The following is a 17,638-nucleotide window of genomic DNA, read 5'->3' on the forward strand; positions in this document are numbered from 1 at the left end:
CGCCGCCCGCAGCGGCGGTGCTCGATATCAACAATATCGAAGTCGTCTACAACAAGGCGGTGCAGGTGCTGCGCGGCTTGTCCCTGTCAGTGCCGGCCGGCAGCATCGTGGCGCTCTTGGGCAGCAACGGCGCCGGCAAGTCCACCACCTTGAAGGCCGTGTCCGGCCTGCTGGACCTGGAGGACGGCGCGCTGGTGCGCGGACAGATCGTCTTCAACGGCGGCGACACCGCGGGCGCCAGGCCTCAGAACCTGGTGCGCGCGGGCTTGGCGCACGTGATGGAGGGGCGCCGGGTGTTCGAGGACCTGACGGTCGAGGAAAACCTGGTGGCCGCCACCTACGCCCTGACGGGCAGGCCGGGGGCGAAGGTCGACTTCGATCTGGTCTATGGCTATTTTCCGCGCCTGTTCGAGCGCCGTCGCGGCCTGGCGGGCTATCTGTCGGGCGGCGAACAGCAGATGCTGGCCATCGGCCGCGCGCTGATCGCGCAGCCCAGGCTGATGCTGCTGGACGAGCCTTCGCTGGGTCTGTCGCCGATGCTGGTGGAGAACATCTTCTCCATCATCGCTCGCATTAACCACGAACAGGGGGTATCGATGCTGCTGGTGGAGCAGAACGCGTCGGTGGCGCTGGCGGTGGCGCATTACGGCTACATCATGGAAACCGGCAAGGTGGTGATCGACGGCAGCGCCGAAAAACTGGCGGCGGATCCCGACGTGCGCGAGTTCTACCTGGGCGTGGGCGGCACGGGCGAGGCCCGCGGCTTTCGCGACATCAAGCACTACAAGCGCCGCAAGCGCTGGCTGTCATGACGGACAAGCACATGGATATCTCCGGCGCATCCGCGCAGGCATGGCCGGCCCTGACGCTGCCGCAGATGCTGCGCGAGCAGGCGCGACGCCAGCCCGCGGCCATCGCCATCCGGCAGAAGGACTTCGGCATCTGGAAGCCCATGGCCTGGGCGGAGTACTGGAGCCGCGCCTGCCGCGTGGGGCTGGGTCTGCGCGCCCTGGGCCTGAGCGTGGGCGGCCGGGTCGCCATCGTCTCCGAGAACCGCGTGGAATGGCTGTTGACCCAGATGGGGGCGGGCGCGGTCGGCGCGGTCGCGGTGGGCGTGTATTCCACCAGCCCGGCCGAGGAAATGGGCTACGTGCTGGAGCACGCGGACGTGGAACTGGTAGTGTGCGAGGACCAGGAACAGACCGACAAGGTGCTGCAGGTGGCGGACCGGCTGCCGCTTCTGCGCCGCATCGTCATGATGGAGACCAAGGGCCTGCGTTCCTATGCGCCCGCCGAGCGTGAGCGCATCGTGACCTACGCCGAGATCGAGGCCGAGGGTGCGCGGCGCGAGGCGGCCGAGCTCGCCGCGTTGAACACGGCGCTGGACGGCCAGCGGCTGGATGACACCGGCCTCATGATCTATACCTCCGGCTCCACTGGCAAGCCCAAGGGCGCGATGCTGAGCTACGGCAACATGCGCGGCGTGGCGCCGGGCATCGCCGAGCGGCTGGCGATGGATGGCAATAGCGTGCACCTGTCCTACCTGCCGCTGTGCCACGTGGCCGAACAGATGCTGTCCACCTTCGTGCCCATCTACCTGGGCGCGCAGGTGAATTTCGGCGAATCGATACGCACGGTGCAGGAAGACCTGCGCGAAGTTGCGCCAACGATCTTCCTGGGCGTGCCGCGCATCTGGGAAAAACTGCACGCCGCGATTTCGATCAAGATGCAGGAGGCCGGGCGCCTGCAGCAATGGCTGTACGGGCGCGCCGTGGCGGCCTGCACGCCGTTCCTGGAGAAGTCGCCCGCCCAGTACAGCTTGCGCGAGCGCTGGACGCGTTGGCTGTGGTACTGGCTGGTGCTGCGCGCCTTGCAGAACTTCATCGGCCTGCGGCGGGTGCGCGTGGCGATGACGGGCGCGGCGCCGATCTCGCCGGACGTGGTGCGCTACTTCCGCACGCTGGGCGTGCCGCTGATCGAGGTCTACGGGCTGACGGAGTCCGCGGGCATGATCTTCGGCCAGCATCCGGACCGCGTGAAGGTGGGCACCGTGGGCGAACCCATCCTGGGCGTGGAATGGCGCATGGGTGACGCCGGCGAGCTGCTGGTGCGCGGCGACATGGTGTTCCAGGGCTATTACAAGAATCCGGAAGCCACCGCCAGCACCGTGCGCGACGGCTGGTTGTACACGGGCGACGTGGTGGCGGAAGAGGCGGGGCGAGTGCGCATCGTGGACCGGCTCAAGGACATTATGATCACGGCGGGCGGCAAGAACCTGACGCCTTCCGAGATCGAGAATGCGGTAAAGGGCAGTCCCTACGTGAAGGAATGCATCGTGATCGCGGACGGCAGGAAGTACGTGTCGGCGCTGATCCAGCTGGAATTCGACACGGTGGGCAAGTGGGCCGAATCGCGTCGCATCGCCTTCACGCATTTCCGGTCGCTGGCCGAATGCGCGCAGGTGCGCGAACTGGTGCAGCAGGAAGTCGCGCGCGCCAATGCTGGCCTTGCGCCGGTGGCGCAGATCAAACGCTTCCATCTGCTGACCAAGGAGCTGGACCACGACGATGGCGAAGTGACCGCCACCATGAAAGTCAGGCGCGCCAGCATCTACCGCAGCTACGCGGACGAGATCGAGGCGCTCTACGTTGAGGAGACGACGGCATGAACGAAGCCGTGATCGTGGAGGCCGTGCGCACCCCTTTCGGGCGGCGCGGCGGATGGTGGGCGGACACGCGGCCGGACACGCTGTTGGCTGAGACGGTGCGTGGCCTGTTGGCGCGGGCCGGGTTGCCAGGCGCCCAGGTCGAGGACCTGATCGCAGGCTGCGTCAGCCAGGCGGGCGAGCAGGGCGCCAACATCGGCAGGCTGGCCGCCATGTTGGCGGACCTGCCCGAGAGCGTGCCAGGCGTGGCCCTGAACCGCATGTGCGGATCCAGCCAGCAGGCGGTGCACTTCGGCGCGCAGGCCATCGCCGCGGGCGACATGCGCTACGTGGTGGCGGGCGGTGTCGAAAGCATGAGCCGGGTGCCGATGTTCCTGGACGTGACGCTGGGGCAGGGCGAGTTTCGCGGTTTCGAGACGCTGAACCCCGCTCTGCTGGCGCGCTATCCGCTGATTCACCAGATTGAGAGCGCGGAGCGGATTGCGGAGCGTTGGCAACTGTCGCAGGCGGATATGGACGAATGGGCCAGGGAAAGCCATGCGCGCGCCTGGAGCGCGGCGCAGGCCGGCCGCCACGCCGAGCTGCTGCCGGGACCGCGGGCAGGCGCCGAACGCGACGAAGGCATCCGCGAGCAGACCGATGCTGCCCGGATGGCGGCCATGGCGCCCGCCTTGCGGCCGCCGGGCCAGGGAGGTGTCACCGCCGCCAACGCCAGTCAGCTGGCGGATGGCGCTTCCGCGGTGCTGCTGGCGGACCGTGACGCGGCGCTGGCCGACGGCCTGCGGCCGCGTGCACGCTTTCTGGCGCGGGTGGCGGTGGGATCGGACCCGGTGCTGCAATTGACCGGAGTGATCCCTGCCGCGCGGCAGGCGCTGGCGCGCGCCGGCCTGAGCCTGGAGGACATCGACTGGATCGAGATCAACGAGGCCTTCGCCAGCGTGGTGCTGGCCTGGCAGCGCGAACTGGGTGCGAACCTGTCCCGCATCAATCCCTGGGGCGGCGCGATTGCGCACGGGCATCCCTTGGGGGCGACGGGAGCCGGCCTGATGGCCAAGATGCTGACGGGCCTGGAAGCCACCGAAGGCGAGCTGGGCATGCAGCTGATGTGCATCGGTCATGGCATGGCCACGGCGACCATCATCCAGAGGCTGTGACCGGACATGGAGAAGCTGCGGGAGGCCACGGAAGGCCGGGACGAAGGATCGGAATCCGAGCGCCGGCGCGAGGTGATCCTGACGGCCGGGCAGCTGTTCTGCAAGCACGGCTATGAACGCACCACCGTGCGCGAGCTGGCGCGGGCGGTGGGCTTGCAGTCCGGCAGCTTGTTCCATCATTTCCGCAGCAAGGAGGAGATCCTGGTGGCGGTGATGAATAACGGCATCCAGGAAGTGATAGACCATGGCGAACGGGCGCTGGCGCGCTACCAGGCGCCGGCGGACCGGCTGGCCGCGCTGTTCCGCGTGCATATGTGGAGCATGCTGCATGGGGCAGGCGGAGACGCCATGAATGCGCTGGTGTATGAATGGCGCAGCCTGTCCTTGCCCAGCCGGGCGGCCGTGAAATCGCTGAGCGACCGTTACGAGGAAATGTGGCAGGACGCGGTGGCGGCCGCCATGGCGGCGGGGCTGTTGCAAGGCGACGCGCGCGTCATCAAGCGCTGCGTGCTGGGCGCCATGAACCTGACGGTGCAGTGGTACAAGCCGGACGGCCGCTTGCAGCCCGCCGAGTTCATCGATGCGATGCTGCAGGCTTCGCTGCCGTCGCTGCCGGCGGGGGCCGGCAAGTGGCCCGAATAGGCAGGCCGCAAGGCCGGGCGCTCAGCCCCGGCGCTTGAGGAACGCGCCTACGGCGCAGGCGACGGCCAGCGCCAGCAGCGTGCCCGCCACGGGCAGCAGGAAATCCACCTGGCCGTGATAGCCGCCGCCGGTGACGCCGCCCGCGACACCACCCGCCCACAGCAGGAAAGTCATCAGCGAGGCGGCCACCGAGATCGCCGCAGCGATGCACAAGGCGATGAACACCGGCCGGCGCGGCCGCGCCGCCGGGTAGGGGGAGGAGGGCTGGACGCTGCGGGGCTGTTTGATCCAGTAGATCAGCCCCGCCACGACCAGCAGCAGCATCAGGATCTTGAAGATCATGATGCCAGCCGCCGTTTAGTCTTCACGGCGCAGGTGCGGGAAGAGGATGACGTCGCGGATGCTGGGGCTGTCGGTCAGCAGCATGACCAGGCGGTCGATGCCGATGCCGCAGCCGCCCGTCGGAGGCATGCCGTATTCCAGGGCGCGGATGTAGTCCGCGTCGTAGAACATGGCTTCCTCGTCGCCCGCGTCCTTGGCCTCGACCTGCGAGCGGAAGCGCTCGGCCTGGTCTTCGGGATCGTTCAGTTCCGAGAAGCCGTTGGCGATCTCGCGGCCGGTCATGAAGAGCTCGAAGCGCTCGGTGATGCCCTCGCGGGTATCGGAGGCGCGCGCCAGCGGGGAGACTTCCACCGGGTAGTCGATGATGTAGGTGGGGTTCCAGAGCTTGGCTTCGGCGGTTTCTTCGAACAGCGCCAATTGCAGCGCGCCCAGGCCGGCGCGCGACAGCACCGGGCCGTCGGCGTCGGCGCCCAGCTTCTTGAGTTCCGCGCGCACGAAGGCCGCGTCGTCCAGCTGCGCCTGGGTGTAGCCGTCGGCGTACTTGAGGATGGCTTCGCAGATGGTCAGGCGGTCGAACGGCTTGGACAGGTCCAGTTCGCGTTCGCCGTAGGTCAGCACCGCGCTGCCGGTGGCCGAGATGGCGGCCTGGCGGATCAATTCTTCCGTGAAGTCCATGAGCCAGCGGTATTCCGCAAAGGCCGCATAGAACTCCATCATGGTGAATTCAGGATTGTGGCGCGGGCTCACGCCCTCGTTGCGGAAGTTGCGGTTGACTTCGAAAACGCGTTCGAAGCCGCCGACGATCAGGCGCTTGAGGTAGAGCTCGGGCGCGATGCGCAGGTACATTTCCATGTCCAGCGCATTGTGGTGCGTGACGAAGGGCTTGGCCGCCGCGCCGCCCGGGATCGGGTGCAGCATGGGGGTTTCCACTTCAAGAAAGCCCGCGTTCAGCATGAACTGGCGGATGCTGCCCACGGCCTTGCTGCGCGCCTCGAAGGTGCGGCGCGTGGCGTCCGTCATGATGAGGTCGACGTAGCGCTGGCGGTAGCGCAGTTCTTGGTCGGCCACGCCGTGGAACTTGTCGGGCAGCGGGCGCAGCGACTTGGACAGCAGGCGCGCGCTGGCGGCGTGCACCGACAGCTCGCCCTTGTTGGTCTTGAAGACCGACCCTTCGATGGCGATGATGTCGCCGATGTCCCATTGCTTGAACGCGGCGTAGTTGTCTTCGCCCAGCGTGCCGCGGTCCAGGTAGATCTGGATGCGGCCGGTGCTGTCCTGCAGCGTGGCGAAGCTGGCCTTGCCCATGACGCGCTTGAGCATCATGCGGCCGGCGACCTTGACGGTGACCGGATTGGCGGCCAGGGCTTCCTGCTCCTGGCCGTCGTACTTGTCATGCAGGGCGGCGGCGCGGGCGTCGGGAACGAAGTCGTTGGGGTACGCGACCCCGGTTTCGCGCAGTTTGGCCAGCTTGGCGCGCCGTTCGGCGATCAAGCGGTTTTCATCCTGGGCGGGAGCCGGAGCGGTCGTGTGGTCGGTCATGGTCGGGGGATCAGTCGTAATTGCGGATGTCGTCGATTTCGGTCGTGCCGAAATCTTCGCGATCCAGGTAGGCGAGGATGCGGGAGGCCACGTTGGCGGGCGAGGACAGCTTGCCGGTCGCGTGGAACTCCTGGAACTTGGCCAGCGCCGGGAAGCTTTCCGGATCGCTGGAACGGATGGCGACCTGCATGTCGGTGTCGACGATGCCGGGGGCCAGCGCGACGATGCGCGCGCCGTCGGCGCCTTGCTCGGCCTTGACCACGCGCGAATACATGTCGAGCGCGGCCTTGGTGGCGCAGTAGACGCCCCAGCCGGCGTTCGGGTTGCGGCCCGCGCCGGAGGAGATGTTGAGCACGCGGCGGTCGGCCTTGAGGTCTTCGACGGCGGCCAGGAAGCGCGCCGTGAGCAGCATGACGGCGCTGACGTTCAGGTTGAAGGCGGCGGCGATGGCCGCGCCGTCGGCCAGCGCGTCGGTGGCCGCGATGGGATGCACCGTGCCGGCGTTGTTGATCAGCAGATAGCGGCTGGCGTCGCGCGGCAGCGATGCGCAGATGCGCTGCGCCACCGTCTCAACGGCGTTCAGGTCCGAGAGGTCCACGGACAGCTGTTCCAGCTGCGCGTCCTGCGAGCGCGCGTAAGCGGCCAGCTCGGGGTCTTCGCGGCGCGCCAGGGTGATCAGGCGGGTGCCCGGTTTGGCCAGGCCGCGCGCCATGGCGGCGCCGATGCCGCGCGAAGCGCCGGTGAGAATTGCAATGGTGTCGGACATTCGTGAACCTCTGGATGCGTTGAGGGGACTATCGCGAAACTCAGATGCCTTGCTTCAGGCTGGCCTGGATGAAGGGGTCCAGGTCGCCGTCCAGCACCTTCTGGGTGTTGGAAATTTCGACGTTGGTGCGCAGATCCTTGATGCGGCTCTGGTCCAGCACGTAGGAGCGGATCTGGTGGCCCCAGCCCACGTCGGTCTTGGAGTCTTCCAGCTTCTGCTGCTCGGCCATGCGGTTGCGCATTTCGAGTTCGTAGAGCTTGGACTTCAGCATCTGCATGGCTTCGGCGCGGTTGCGGTGCTGCGAACGGTCGTTCTGGCACTGCACCACGATGCCGGTGGGCATGTGGGTCAGGCGCACGGCCGAGTCGGTCTTGTTGATGTGCTGGCCGCCCGCGCCGGAGGCGCGGTAGGTGTCCACGCGCAGGTCGGCGGGGTTCACTTCGACTTCGAAGGATTCGTCGACTTCGGGGTAGACGAAGACGCTGGCGAACGAGGTGTGGCGCCCGCCCGAGGAATCGAACGGGCTCTTGCGCACCAGGCGGTGCACGCCGGTTTCGGTGCGCAGGTAGCCGAACGCGTATTCGCCCTCGATCTTGATGGTGGCGGACTTCAGGCCCGCGACGTCGCCGTCGGATTCTTCCAGCACTTCGGCCTTGAAGCCCTTGCGCTCGGCGTACTTCAGGTACTGGCGCAGCAGCATGGAGGCCCAGTCCTGCGCTTCCGTGCCGCCGGCGCCGGCCTGGATGTCCAGGAAGCAGTTCAGCGGATCGGCCGGATTGGAGAACATGCGGCGGAATTCCAGCGCTTCCAGTTTTTCCTGGAAGGCGTCGGCGTCCTGCTCGATGGATTCGAGGGTGGCGTCGTCGTCGTCGGAAGCGGCCAGTTCGAACAATTCGTTCGAGTCGGCCAAGCCCGAGCCCAGGGCGGTGAGCGTTTCCACCACGTCTTCGAGGGCTTTCTTTTCACGGCCCAGGTCCTGGGCGTGCTTGGGATCGTTCCAGACCGCCGGATCTTCGAGTTCGGCGTTTACGACTTGCAGGCGTTCAGCTTTGGCATCGTAGTCAAAGATACCTCCGTAGAGCCTGTTCGCGCTCCGCGTAATCGGCGAGGCGGGCTGCGAGCTGGTTCTGACGTTCGGCTTCCATGATGATCCTGTCCTGATGACTTTTGTGCGAAACCAAACATTTTACCGTGCTTGGAGCAAGTGCGCGGCCGTGCCTGGTCCGAAGGGGGACGGATCGTATCGCGGCGGATGTTGCTGCCAAACCCAAGTTGTTCAGTTTTTTGTCAACTGCTGGGTTTTAGGCTGCGGGGTGACGGTCTGGCCGTTCCTGATCGGAACGAGGCGGGCCGCAACGGCGCCGGCGAGCAGCCGGCCTATCCCGACAGAGGAATGGAGACATAGATGGAAAACGCGATGGCCCCCGGAGTGTCGCCGGCGATCCCGGCGACCGAGGAAGACCGGATCTACCGCAAGGTAGGCTGGCGGCTGGTGCCGCTATTGGTGGTGTGTTACGTCGTGGCCTACCTGGACCGCGTGAACGTGGGTTTCGCCAAGCTGCAGATGTTGCAGGAGCTGCAGTTCAGCGAAACGGTCTACGGGCTGGGCGCGGGTATTTTCTTCATCGGTTACTTTATTTTCGAGATTCCCAGCAACATCATCCTGCACAAGGTGGGGGCGCGGGTCTGGATCGCGCGCATCATGATCACCTGGGGGATCATCTCCGCCTGCATGATGTTCGTGACCAGCGTGCACATGTTCTACGCCTTGCGCTTCTTGCTGGGGGCGGCCGAGGCTGGATTCTTTCCGGGCATCATCCTGTACCTGACCTATTGGTATCCGGCGGCCCGGCGCGGCCGCATCACGACTTTCTTCATGACCGCGGTGCCCATGTCCGGGCTGATCGGCGGCCCGATCTCTGGCTGGATCATGAGCACCTTCCATGGCGACCATGGGCTGTCGGGCTGGCAGTGGCTGTTCCTGCTGGAAGGCATTCCATCGGTGCTGATCGGCGTGCTGGTGCTGATCTATCTGGACGACCGCATCAACAAGGCCAAATGGCTGACCGCCAATGAAAAGGCGGTGCTGATCCGCAACATCGCGGCCGAGGAGCAGCAGAAGGAAGACCCGCCGATCCGCGCCGCGCTGACCAAGCCGCGCGTGTGGGCGATGGCGTTGATCTACTTTTCGTTCGTGATGGGGCTGTACGGCGTGGGCTTCTGGATGCCGACCCTGATCAAGAGCACGGGCGTGCAGAGCCCGCTGGCCATCGGCCTGCTGACGGCGATTCCGAACCTGTTCGCCGTGATCGGCATGATCCTGATCTCGCGCAACTCGGACCGCCATCGCGAGCGCCGCTGGCACGTGGCGCTGCCCGCGCTGTTCGGCGCCGTGGGCCTGCTGTTCTCGGCGATCTGGAGCGGCAACACGGTGCTGGCGATTCTGGCGCTGACGGTGGCGAACATCGGCATCTGCACGGTGCTGCCGCTGTTCTGGAGCCTGCCCACCGCCTTGCTCGGTGGCACGGCGGCCGCGGCCGGCATCGCGCTCATCAATTCGGTGGGCAACCTGGCGGGCTTCGTCAGCCCGTATCTGGTCGGCTGGTTGAAGGACATGACCGGCACCACCAACACTGGCCTCTACATGCTGTCGGGCTGCCTGGTAGTGGGGGCGCTGGTGGCGCTGGCGCAGCCAGCGAAGTTGGTGAACAAGTAGAGCGGAGGCAGCGCGGGCGGGCCTGGACACGATCCCAGGTCCGCGCCGCGCTGAACCATCAGGGGTTTTTCACCCCGCGTGTTCGATCACCAGTTGCACCGACACCATTCCGTTCCATACGTTCTGCTCCAGGCGGTAAGCGGCCTGGATGTGCTCGGGCAGCGACTGGTCGTGGCCGAACCAGATGGCGTCAAAGCGCTGGTGGCCGCGTTCGAGTGACAGCTTGAGGTGCTTTTCCCCGACCAGGCGCTGGTTGCGCACCACGAACTCGTCGAGGAACAGCGGCGCGGCGAAGCCGGCGCCCCACACCTGCTGTTGCAGCATGCCAGCCACGTCGGCGTTGGCGTAGCCGGTTTCCAGCGAGCCGTCGGTCTCGATCACCGGTTCGAAGGTGTCGCGGCCCGTCAGCTCGCGCACCGCCGCGTCGAAGGCCGGGGCGAAGGCGGCGAAGTCGTTGCGGCCCAGGGTCAGGCCGGCCGCCATGGCGTGGCCGCCGAACTTGCGGATCAAGTTGGGATGGCGCTTGGACACCAGGTCCAGCGCATCGCGCAGATGCACGTCGGGGATCGAGCGGCCGGAGCCGCGGATTTCGTCGTCGCCGGCGGGCGCGAAGGCCAGCGTGGGACGCCAGAACTTTTCCTTAAGGCGCGAGGCCACCAGGCCCACCACGCCCTGGTGCCAGCCCGGGTCGAACACGCAGACCGTGGCGCCCGCGGCCGCGTTCGGCTCTTCCATGGCGGCCAGCGCCTGTTCGCGCATTTCGGCTTCGATGGTGCGGCGTTCGCGGTTGATGTTGTCGAGCTCGCGCGCCATTTCCAGCGCTTGCGCCTCGTCGTCGGTGGTCAGGCAGGCGATGCCCAGGCTCATGTCGGCCAGACGGCCGGCGGCATTGATGCGCGGGCCGAGCGCAAAGCCCAGGTCGAAGCCGTTGGCCGCGCGCGGCTCGCGCCCGGCCACGGCGAACAGCGCGCGCAGCCCGGGTTGCAGGCGGCCTGCGCGCATGCGTTGCAGCCCTTGGGTGACCAGCAGGCGGTTGTTCGCGTCCAGCTTGACCACGTCGGCCACGGTGCCCAGGGCCACCAGGTCGGACAGCGCGTCCAGGCGCGGGCCGCCATCGGCCGCGTAGACGCCGCGGCGGCGCAGTTCTGCGCGCAGCGCCAGCATCATGTAGAAAATGACGCCCACGCCGGCCAGGTTCTTGGACGGAAAGCCACAGCCCGGCTGGTTGGGGTTGACGATGGACAGGGCCGCCGGCAGCGTGTCGCCCGGCAGGTGGTGGTCGGTGATGACCACGCCGATGCCGGCGTCATTGGCCGCGTCCACGCCGTCCACGCTGGCGATGCCGTTGTCCACGGTGATGATGATGTCGGGCTTGCCCGCGCGGTGCCGGACCGCCAGGTCGACCACGGCCGGCGACAGGCCGTAACCGGTTTCGAATCGATTGGGCACCAGGAAGTCCACGTCGGCGCCCATGGCGGACAGGGCGCGCAGCCCGACCGCGCAGGCGGTGGCGCCGTCGCAGTCGTAGTCGGCCACGATCAGCAGCTTCTTGCCCGCCTGGATGGCGTCGGCCAGCACGCCCGCGGCATGGGCCGAATGCGTCAGGCCGGCGGGCGGCAGCAGGGACGGCCAGGCGAGCCGGGTCTGGTCGGGATGGGTGACGCCGCGGGCGGCCCACAAGCGGGCCAGCAGGGGATGGATACCCGAGGCTTCCAGGATATGGCAGGCTTGCAGGTCAGGCGTACGGACGGTTAAGCGGGGTGAGACCACCAGGCGCTCCAGTTTTTCTTGGGCGCGGGCAGCAAGCCTAGCAGGCCCCCGCGCGGTTTCAGGGTAAGGGCGACCTTGCGGTCGTCGCCCAGCAGCAGCAGTTCGGCGGGCGCGGCCGGTAGGCCGTTCTTGCCGGCCAGCGGCCGCAGATGCTGCGCGTCCAGCGCAGCCAGGGCATCCAGCCAGGCAGCCCAGTCGCCGGCTCGCTGTGGGGCGTCCAGGTTGTCGTAGACCTGCGCCGCGGCCGGCTGGGTCTGCGTCCAGGGCGTGCCGCCGCCATACAGCCACAGCGCGTTGACCGGCGGCAAGCCCCGCGCCGCGCGGGCGTCGTTGACCGGGTGTTCGTGCCAGGCCATCTGTATTTCATTGAGCAGCCGGCGCCACGGCCGCGCTTCCGCGTCCTGGCGCCACCAGTCGTTCAGGCGCTGTCCGGCCACCGCCAACGGGCTGGCGGTCTGCGGACGCAGGCCGTCCGGCAAGCGCAGGCGCCAGCGTTCTGGCGAGAGCGGCTCGACCGCGAAGCCCGTGTCCTCGAACAGGGGGCGGGCCGTATCCAGCAGCGCAGCCGTTTCCTCGGCGCGCAGCTCCATCAGGCCAGGGTCCAGCAAGGTCGCCTGGTCCGTGCCCAGCGCCAGATGGACCAGTTCGGCCAGCCAGACGGGTTCAGGGCCTTCGGCTTGCGCGCCGGCCAGCAGCGGACCCAGTCCTGCGCCGGGCGGCAGGCCGGGCTCGGGGACGTAGCCCGCCCGGTCCAGCCGCCAGGATTCGTAGGGCGTGCAGCCCTGGGCGCGCAGGTCGTGGGCCTGGGGCCGGGCGGCGCCGGCCTGCAGCCAGCCGTGCAGCGTGGGCGCGCGTTCGGGCAAGAGCTTGGCCAGTTCGGCGGCGACGGGAAGGGCGGGCAGGGCGCCCGGAATGACGATCAGCATGGGCGCGATTGTAGTCCGCGCGGGCTGCGGGAACTAAGCGGCGTCCGCCACTGCCATAGCTTGAAACGCCTGGTCTCGGAACCGCACATCCGCGGGGCGGAATCCAGGCGGTTAATGCCATAATGCGCTCGTGCTGAAAATACCCTACGAACTATGGATAGGCGCCCGCTATGCCGGGTTGGCCAGAATCCGCCAGCGACGCGGCCGCCGCGATCGCTTCATCTCCTTCATCGCCGCCAGTTCCATGGCGGGCATCGCGCTGGGCGTCGCCGCCCTGATCGTGGTGCTGTCCGTGATGAACGGCTTCCAGAAGGAAGTGCGCGACCGCATGCTGTCGGTGCTGCCGCACATTGAACTCTACATCCCCGGCGCGGCGCCGGAGCGGGTGCTGGAAAAATGGCAGGAGTTCGCTTCCGCCGCCGAGAAGAATCCTGCCGTCAAGGCCGGTGCTCCGTTCGTGGCGGCGCAGGGCATGCTGGTGCGCGGGCAGGCCTTGCGCGGCGTGCAGGTGCGCGGCATCGACCCGCAGACCGAAGGCAATGTGTCGGACCTGCCGCGCCAGATGGTGTCGGGCAAGCTCACCGACCTGAAGCCCGGCAGCTTCGGCGTGGTGCTGGGCAATGAACTGGCCGACGGCATGGGCGTCAAGCTCGGCGACACGCTGTTGATGATGGCGCCGCAAGGTTCGATCAGCCCGGCGGGCTTCACGCCGCGCATGCGCCAGTTCACCGTGGTGGGCGTGTTCTCGTCCGGCCACTACGAATACGATTCCTCGCTGGCCTTCGTCGACGACGAGGACGCCGCCCGCGTGTTCCGCGACAGCGGCACCGCCGGCGTGCGCCTGCGCATCGCCGACATGCAGCGCGCGCCGGAAGTGGCGGCCGAATTGCAGAAGGTGCTGCCGCCCTACATGATGGCAAGCGACTGGTCGCGCAACAACCGCACCTGGTTCGCGGCCGTGAAGACCGAAAAGCGCATGATGTTCCTGATCCTGGCGCTGATCGTGGCCGTGGCCGCGTTCAACCTGCTGTCGTCCCTGGTCATGGCCGTGAAGGACAAGCAGTCCGACATCGCCATCCTGCGCACGCTGGGCGCGGGACCGCGCGAGATCGCTCGTATCTTCCTGGTGCAGGGGGCGCTGATCGGCGTGATCGGCACGCTGCTGGGCGTGGCGGGCGGCATCCTCATCGCCTACAACGTGGACGTGATCGTGCCGTTCATCGAAGGCCTGCTGGGCGTGCATTTCCTGCCGCGCGAAATCTATTTCATCAGCGCCTTGCCGTCGGATCCGCAGATGGGCGACATCGTCACCATCGGCGTGACCTCCCTGGTGCTGTCGCTGCTGGCGACCCTGTATCCCAGCTGGCGCGCCTCGCGCCTGCAACCCGCACAGGTGCTGCGCCATGACTGACATGCTGACTCCCGCGCTGCAGGCCGACAACATCGTCAAGGTCTATGACGAAGGCCCCGCGCGCATCGAAGTGCTGAGCAACGTCAGCCTGTCCGTGGCGCGCGGCGAAATGGTCGCCATCGTCGGCGCCTCCGGTTCCGGCAAGAGCACGCTGCTGCACATCCTGGGCCTGCTGGACGTGCCTACCAGCGGCTCGGTTTCAGTGGACGGCCAACTTGGTATCGGACTGTCCGAGGGCCGCAAGAGCGCCGTGCGCAACCGCAGCCTGGGCTTCGTCTACCAGTTCCACCACCTGCTGCCGGAGTTCTCCGCGCTGGACAACGTGGCGATGCCGCTGATCGTGCGCCGCGAGAACCGCGACAAGGCGCGCGCAGCCGCGCACGAGGTTCTGGCCATGGTGGGCCTGTCCGCCCGCGAGGGACATTTCCCGGGCCAGCTGTCCGGCGGCGAGCGGCAGCGCGTGGCGCTGGCGCGCGCGCTGGTCACGCGGCCTGTCTGCGTGCTGGCCGACGAGCCCACCGGCAACCTGGACCGCCACACCGCGCACATCATGTTTGAACTGCTGACGCGGGTGAACCAGGAGTCCGGCACGGCGTTCGCCATCGTCACCCATGACCCGGAATTGGCTGCCCGCGCCGACCGCCAGTTGCTCATGGAAAACGGCCGCCTGGTTTCGGGTTAGGGCGCGCCGGGGGATAATCCGGGCAAGGAGGTCGCGCCCATGCTGATCGATACCCATTGCCACCTGGATGCCGCCGAGTTCGACGCCGACCGCGAGCAAGTCGCCGACGCAGCCTGTGAGGCGGGCGTCCAATCCATCGTGATCCCGGCCGTCGAGCGCGCCAATTTTTCCGTGGTGCGCGAACTTGCCGGCAAGACGGCCGGCGGCGCGTACGCGCTGGGCATACACCCGCTGTACGTGCAGCGCGCCGGCGACGGCGACCTGGAGGCGCTACGCGCCGCCGTCAAGGAATCGCTGGGCGACCCCCGCTTCGTCGCCATCGGCGAGATCGGCCTGGATTTCTTCGTTCCTGAAATTGCCTCCGGCGAACCGCGCGAGCGCCAGGAGCGCTTCTATGCCGCGCAACTGGCGCTGGCCGCCGAGTTCGGCTTGCCGGTGCTGCTGCACGTGCGCAAATCGCAGGACATCCTCTTGAAACACCTGCGCCGCCATCCGCGCATCGGCGGCATTGCGCATGCCTTCAACGGCAGCGCGCAGCAGGCGCAGGCCTTCATCGATCAGGGTTTCGCGCTGGGCCTGGGCGGCGCCATGACCTATGAACGCGCCTTGCAGATCCGCCGCCATGCGGTGGACGTGGATCTGGCGCATCTGGTGCTGGAAACCGATGCGCCGGACATCCCTCCGGCCTGGCTGCATCCGCCGCAGCGGCGCAATGCGCCCGCTGAACTGGTCCGCATCGCCGCCACGCTGGCGCAGCTGCGCGGCATCACGCCGGCGCGGGTGGCACATGCCACCACGGCCAACGCCTTGCGGGTATTGCCGCGGCTGCCGGCCGCGATCCTGGCCGACGCCGACTGATCGGGCGGGGCCTCAGCCGCTCAGGCGCGGCAGTTCCAGCCGCACGCTCAGCCCTTGCGGCGACATGTTGCGGGCCGACATCCTACCCTTGTGCGCGGCCACGGCGGCCTGGGCAATGGACAGGCCCAGGCCGGCGCCGCTGCCCGGCTTGCGCGCGCCCGAGGCGGTGCGATAGAAAGGTTCGAACAGCGATTCCAGCTCTTCGGCGGCCACGCCCGGCCCGCGGTCTTCGATCTCCAGGCAGGCTTCCTGCGCGTTCGACAGCAGGCGCACGCGGATCGCGCTGTGCGCGGGGGCGAAACGCAAGGCGTTGCGCAACACGTTTTCGATCGCGCTGGCCAGGCTGCAGCGGTCGCCGACCAGGGGCACGGGAGCGTGCTGGTCCCACTCTATGCGGATCCGCCGGCCGCCGGCTTCGTAGCGCGCGTCCTCGACCACATCGGACACGATTTCGGCCAGATCCAGGCTGTCGGTAGGCACCGGCAGGGCGCCCAGGCGCGCCAGCCGCAAGGTGTTGCCCACCAGCGCGTCCAGGCGTTCGCACTCGAGTTCGATACGGTCCAGCTGCAGGTCCTGGCGCTCGTCCTTGCGCCGCGCCAGTTCGGCTGCCAGCCGCAGCCGCGCGAGCGGCGAGCGCAGCTCGTGCGCAATGTTGCGCAGCAGCTGCTCGCGTGTGTCGACCAGCGCCTTCAGGCGGTCGGCCATGGCGTCGAAGTCTCGCGCCAAGAGGCCCAATTCATCCTTGCGGCGGGCCAGCTTGGCGGGCGTGTGCGCATCCAGGCGCCCGGCGGACAAGGCATGCGTGGTCTGGCGCAACTGCGCCAAGGGGGCGGTCACGTGGCGGCTCAAGGCCCAGCAGAACGGCGCGGTCACGGCCAGCGCGAACAGTACCAGCGCCAGCGCGACGGGCGACAGGGCCAGCACTTCCCAATGCGAAGAGTCGAACGGCAGGAACAGCAAGAGCAGCACCGAGCCATCGGGCAGAACCAGCTTTTGCGGCTCCCACCAGGAAACGCGCTCGCCGGTGGGGTCGGCAGGCAGGTAGTCGGCTTTCGGCGAGCGGTCCGGCCCGGCGCGGAAGTCGCTCAGCCAGTCTTCCATGCGGGCGGGCAGCCGCCGGCCCAGGATGTCCTTGTCCTGGGTGTCCATGACGTAGATCTTCAGGGCCGAGTAGCGCTGGTCCATGGCCTCGACCCAGCGCTTGAGGCCGTCCGCGCCCTCGCTGCGGGCGATTTGCGCGGCGTCGCGCGTGAGGTTGCCGGGATTCAGGCCGTCCAGCGAGTTGAAGCGGTACCAGGCGACCGCGGCCGTCAGCACCATGCCGCAGACCAGGATGACGGCCATCGCGCCCCAGAAGGTCAGGAAAGCGCGCCAGAACAGGGAGCGGGCGGGCAGCCAGGCCATCAGTCCGCGCCCGCCAGCACGTAGCCCAGGCCGCGCAGGTTGCGGATCGCCAGCGTCTCGAGGCCGCTGTCGCCGCGCAGCTTCTTGCGCAGCGAGCTGATGTGGGTATCGATGCTGCGGTCGTAACGGTCGGGCTTGCGGCCCAGCGCGTACAGGCCGATCTGGTCGCGCGCGACCACCTGGCCGGGCGTGCGCATGAGGATTTCCAGGATGCGCTGTTCGGCGCCGGTCAGCGCGATTTCGCTGTCGCCCACCCGCAGCAGGCCGGTGGCGGGATCCAGCGACACCGCGCCCAGCGCCAGGGCGGGGCGGGCGGTGTCGGGCACTTCTTCGAAGCGGCGCAGCACCGCGGTGATGCGGGCCTTGAGCTCGCGCGGACTGAAGGGTTTGGCGAGGTAGTCGTCGGCGCCGAACTCCAGGCCCAGCACACGGTCCGTCTCGCTGCCGTGGGCGGTGAACATGATGACGGGCCGGCGCGAGCGCTGGCGGTACTGCTTCAGCAGGTCCAGCCCGTTGCCGTCGGGCAGCATCAGGTCCAGCAGCACCAGGTCGTAGTCGTCTTGCGCCAGCAGGGCGAGGCCCTGCGCGCCGCTATGCGCCAGGGCGAGCTGGCAGTGACCGGGTTCCAGGTATTCGCGCAGCATCTGCGCGAGCTCGACATCGTCGTCGATCAGCAGGATGCGGCGAGTCACCGGGGCGTGGGAAAAAGGCATGCGTGTCGTCGGTTCTGCATCCGGCAGTTTGGCTTATGGCCGCGGGCCGG

Annotated in this window: 16 protein-coding genes; 8 read left to right on the forward strand and 8 right to left on the reverse strand. The window is 67.9% G+C overall.

Annotated elements, in window-relative coordinates; translation table 11 throughout:
• The first annotated feature begins 17 nt into the window (after positions 1 to 17).
• From FOC84_RS25855 to FOC84_RS25870, 4 genes are read left to right on the forward strand one after another with little or no spacing between them, the layout of a single operon-like run.
• Positions 18 to 812, forward strand: a complete 795-nt coding sequence (locus tag FOC84_RS25855) for an ABC transporter ATP-binding protein (protein WP_054456135.1) — start codon at positions 18 to 20, stop codon at positions 810 to 812.
• Entirely contained in the window at positions 809 to 2,668 is a 1,860-nt protein-coding gene (locus FOC84_RS25860; protein WP_173147252.1) for an AMP-dependent synthetase/ligase, read from the forward strand. The genes FOC84_RS25855 and FOC84_RS25860 overlap by 4 nt, the downstream gene beginning before the upstream one ends.
• Entirely contained in the window at positions 2,665 to 3,819 is a 1,155-nt protein-coding gene (locus FOC84_RS25865) for a thiolase family protein (RefSeq protein WP_173147254.1), read from the forward strand. Before FOC84_RS25860 ends, FOC84_RS25865 begins: the two co-directional genes overlap by 4 nt.
• Before the next feature lie 6 nt (positions 3,820 to 3,825).
• Positions 3,826 to 4,461, forward strand: coding sequence for a TetR/AcrR family transcriptional regulator (locus FOC84_RS25870; RefSeq protein WP_438800847.1), 636 nt, complete (start codon positions 3,826 to 3,828; stop codon positions 4,459 to 4,461).
• A 21-nt stretch (positions 4,462 to 4,482) separates the two neighbouring features.
• On the opposite strand, the gene FOC84_RS25875 is transcribed toward FOC84_RS25870, so the two are convergent.
• The 4 genes from FOC84_RS25875 to prfB form a co-directional block, all read right to left on the reverse strand.
• Entirely contained in the window at positions 4,483 to 4,803 is a 321-nt protein-coding gene (locus FOC84_RS25875) for a preprotein translocase subunit TatB (RefSeq protein WP_173147256.1), read from the reverse strand.
• A 15-nt stretch (positions 4,804 to 4,818) separates the two neighbouring features.
• Positions 4,819 to 6,342, reverse strand: coding sequence for a lysine--tRNA ligase (gene lysS / locus FOC84_RS25880; protein WP_173147258.1), 1,524 nt, complete (start codon positions 6,340 to 6,342; stop codon positions 4,819 to 4,821).
• A gap of 10 nt (positions 6,343 to 6,352) precedes the next feature.
• Positions 6,353 to 7,108 carry an SDR family oxidoreductase gene (locus tag FOC84_RS25885; protein WP_173147260.1) on the reverse strand — a complete coding sequence of 252 codons (756 nt, stop codon included), beginning with the start codon at positions 7,106 to 7,108 and terminating at the stop codon, positions 6,353 to 6,355.
• Positions 7,109 to 7,148: 40 nt separating this feature from the next.
• Positions 7,149 to 8,253, reverse strand: a protein-coding gene (gene prfB, locus FOC84_RS25890; protein ID WP_143219486.1) for a peptide chain release factor 2 whose coding sequence is annotated in 2 segments (ribosomal slippage) — positions 7,149 to 8,171 and positions 8,173 to 8,253 — 1,104 coding nt in all. Because the reading frame shifts where the segments join, the coding sequence is not laid out codon by codon here.
• Between the two features lie 260 nt (positions 8,254 to 8,513).
• Here prfB and FOC84_RS25895 point away from each other — a divergent pair.
• Positions 8,514 to 9,824 (forward strand): MFS transporter, encoded by a 1,311-nt coding sequence (locus tag FOC84_RS25895; protein WP_173147262.1) that lies wholly within the window; start codon positions 8,514 to 8,516, stop codon positions 9,822 to 9,824.
• 69 nt (positions 9,825 to 9,893) lie between these two features.
• On the opposite strand, the gene recJ is transcribed toward FOC84_RS25895, so the two are convergent.
• A complete protein-coding gene (gene recJ / locus FOC84_RS25900; protein ID WP_173147264.1) occupies positions 9,894 to 11,594 on the reverse strand; it encodes a single-stranded-DNA-specific exonuclease RecJ in 1,701 nt (566 codons plus the stop codon).
• Positions 11,576 to 12,520 (reverse strand): hypothetical protein, encoded by a 945-nt coding sequence (locus FOC84_RS25905; RefSeq protein ID WP_173147266.1) that lies wholly within the window; start codon positions 12,518 to 12,520, stop codon positions 11,576 to 11,578. The genes recJ and FOC84_RS25905 overlap by 19 nt, the downstream gene beginning before the upstream one ends.
• A 178-nt stretch (positions 12,521 to 12,698) precedes the next feature.
• Between FOC84_RS25905 and FOC84_RS25910 the strand changes: the two genes are divergently transcribed.
• From FOC84_RS25910 to FOC84_RS25920, 3 genes are read left to right on the forward strand one after another with little or no spacing between them, the layout of a single operon-like run.
• Entirely contained in the window at positions 12,699 to 13,931 is a 1,233-nt protein-coding gene (locus FOC84_RS25910) for a lipoprotein-releasing ABC transporter permease subunit (RefSeq protein ID WP_254242043.1), read from the forward strand.
• Positions 13,924 to 14,613 carry an ABC transporter ATP-binding protein gene (locus tag FOC84_RS25915; RefSeq protein WP_173147270.1) on the forward strand — a complete coding sequence of 230 codons (690 nt, stop codon included), beginning with the start codon at positions 13,924 to 13,926 and terminating at the stop codon, positions 14,611 to 14,613. Before FOC84_RS25910 ends, FOC84_RS25915 begins: the two co-directional genes overlap by 8 nt.
• 39 nt (positions 14,614 to 14,652) lie before the next feature.
• Positions 14,653 to 15,471 carry a TatD family hydrolase gene (locus FOC84_RS25920; protein WP_173147273.1) on the forward strand — a complete coding sequence of 273 codons (819 nt, stop codon included), beginning with the start codon at positions 14,653 to 14,655 and terminating at the stop codon, positions 15,469 to 15,471.
• Between the two features lie 12 nt (positions 15,472 to 15,483).
• Here the strand turns inward: FOC84_RS25920 and FOC84_RS25925 are convergent, their stop codons facing one another.
• Together FOC84_RS25925 and FOC84_RS25930 are read right to left on the reverse strand one after the other, a co-directional pair.
• Positions 15,484 to 16,875, reverse strand: a complete 1,392-nt coding sequence (locus tag FOC84_RS25925; protein WP_173147275.1) for a sensor histidine kinase — start codon at positions 16,873 to 16,875, stop codon at positions 15,484 to 15,486.
• Positions 16,875 to 17,588: a response regulator transcription factor gene (locus FOC84_RS25930; RefSeq protein ID WP_173147277.1), complete on the reverse strand. Its 714-nt coding sequence runs from the start codon at positions 17,586 to 17,588 to the stop codon at positions 16,875 to 16,877. The genes FOC84_RS25925 and FOC84_RS25930 overlap by 1 nt, the downstream gene beginning before the upstream one ends.
• Between the last annotated feature and the right edge of the window lie 50 nt (positions 17,589 to 17,638).

It is taken from the genome of Achromobacter pestifer (genome assembly GCF_013267355.1).
Classification (GTDB): domain Bacteria; phylum Pseudomonadota; class Gammaproteobacteria; order Burkholderiales; family Burkholderiaceae_B; genus Achromobacter; species Achromobacter pestifer_A.

Coding starts and splice junctions, on each gene's coding strand:
- FOC84_RS25915 (WP_173147270.1), top strand. CDS start 13,924: ATGACTGACATGCTGACTCCCGCGCTGCAGGCCGACAACATCGTCAAG.
- FOC84_RS25865 (WP_173147254.1), top strand. CDS start 2,665: ATGAACGAAGCCGTGATCGTGGAGGCCGTGCGCACCCCTTTCGGGCGG.
- FOC84_RS25875 (WP_173147256.1), bottom strand. CDS start 4,803: ATGATCTTCAAGATCCTGATGCTGCTGCTGGTCGTGGCGGGGCTGATC.
- FOC84_RS25860 (WP_173147252.1), top strand. CDS start 809: ATGACGGACAAGCACATGGATATCTCCGGCGCATCCGCGCAGGCATGG.
- FOC84_RS25920 (WP_173147273.1), top strand. CDS start 14,653: ATGCTGATCGATACCCATTGCCACCTGGATGCCGCCGAGTTCGACGCC.
- FOC84_RS25930 (WP_173147277.1), bottom strand. CDS start 17,588: ATGCCTTTTTCCCACGCCCCGGTGACTCGCCGCATCCTGCTGATCGAC.
- FOC84_RS25870 (WP_438800847.1), top strand. CDS start 3,826: ATGGAGAAGCTGCGGGAGGCCACGGAAGGCCGGGACGAAGGATCGGAA.
- lysS (WP_173147258.1), bottom strand. CDS start 6,342: ATGACCGACCACACGACCGCTCCGGCTCCCGCCCAGGATGAAAACCGC.
- FOC84_RS25885 (WP_173147260.1), bottom strand. CDS start 7,108: ATGTCCGACACCATTGCAATTCTCACCGGCGCTTCGCGCGGCATCGGC.
- FOC84_RS25925 (WP_173147275.1), bottom strand. CDS start 16,875: ATGGCCTGGCTGCCCGCCCGCTCCCTGTTCTGGCGCGCTTTCCTGACC.
- FOC84_RS25895 (WP_173147262.1), top strand. CDS start 8,514: ATGGAAAACGCGATGGCCCCCGGAGTGTCGCCGGCGATCCCGGCGACC.
- FOC84_RS25905 (WP_173147266.1), bottom strand. CDS start 12,520: ATGCTGATCGTCATTCCGGGCGCCCTGCCCGCCCTTCCCGTCGCCGCC.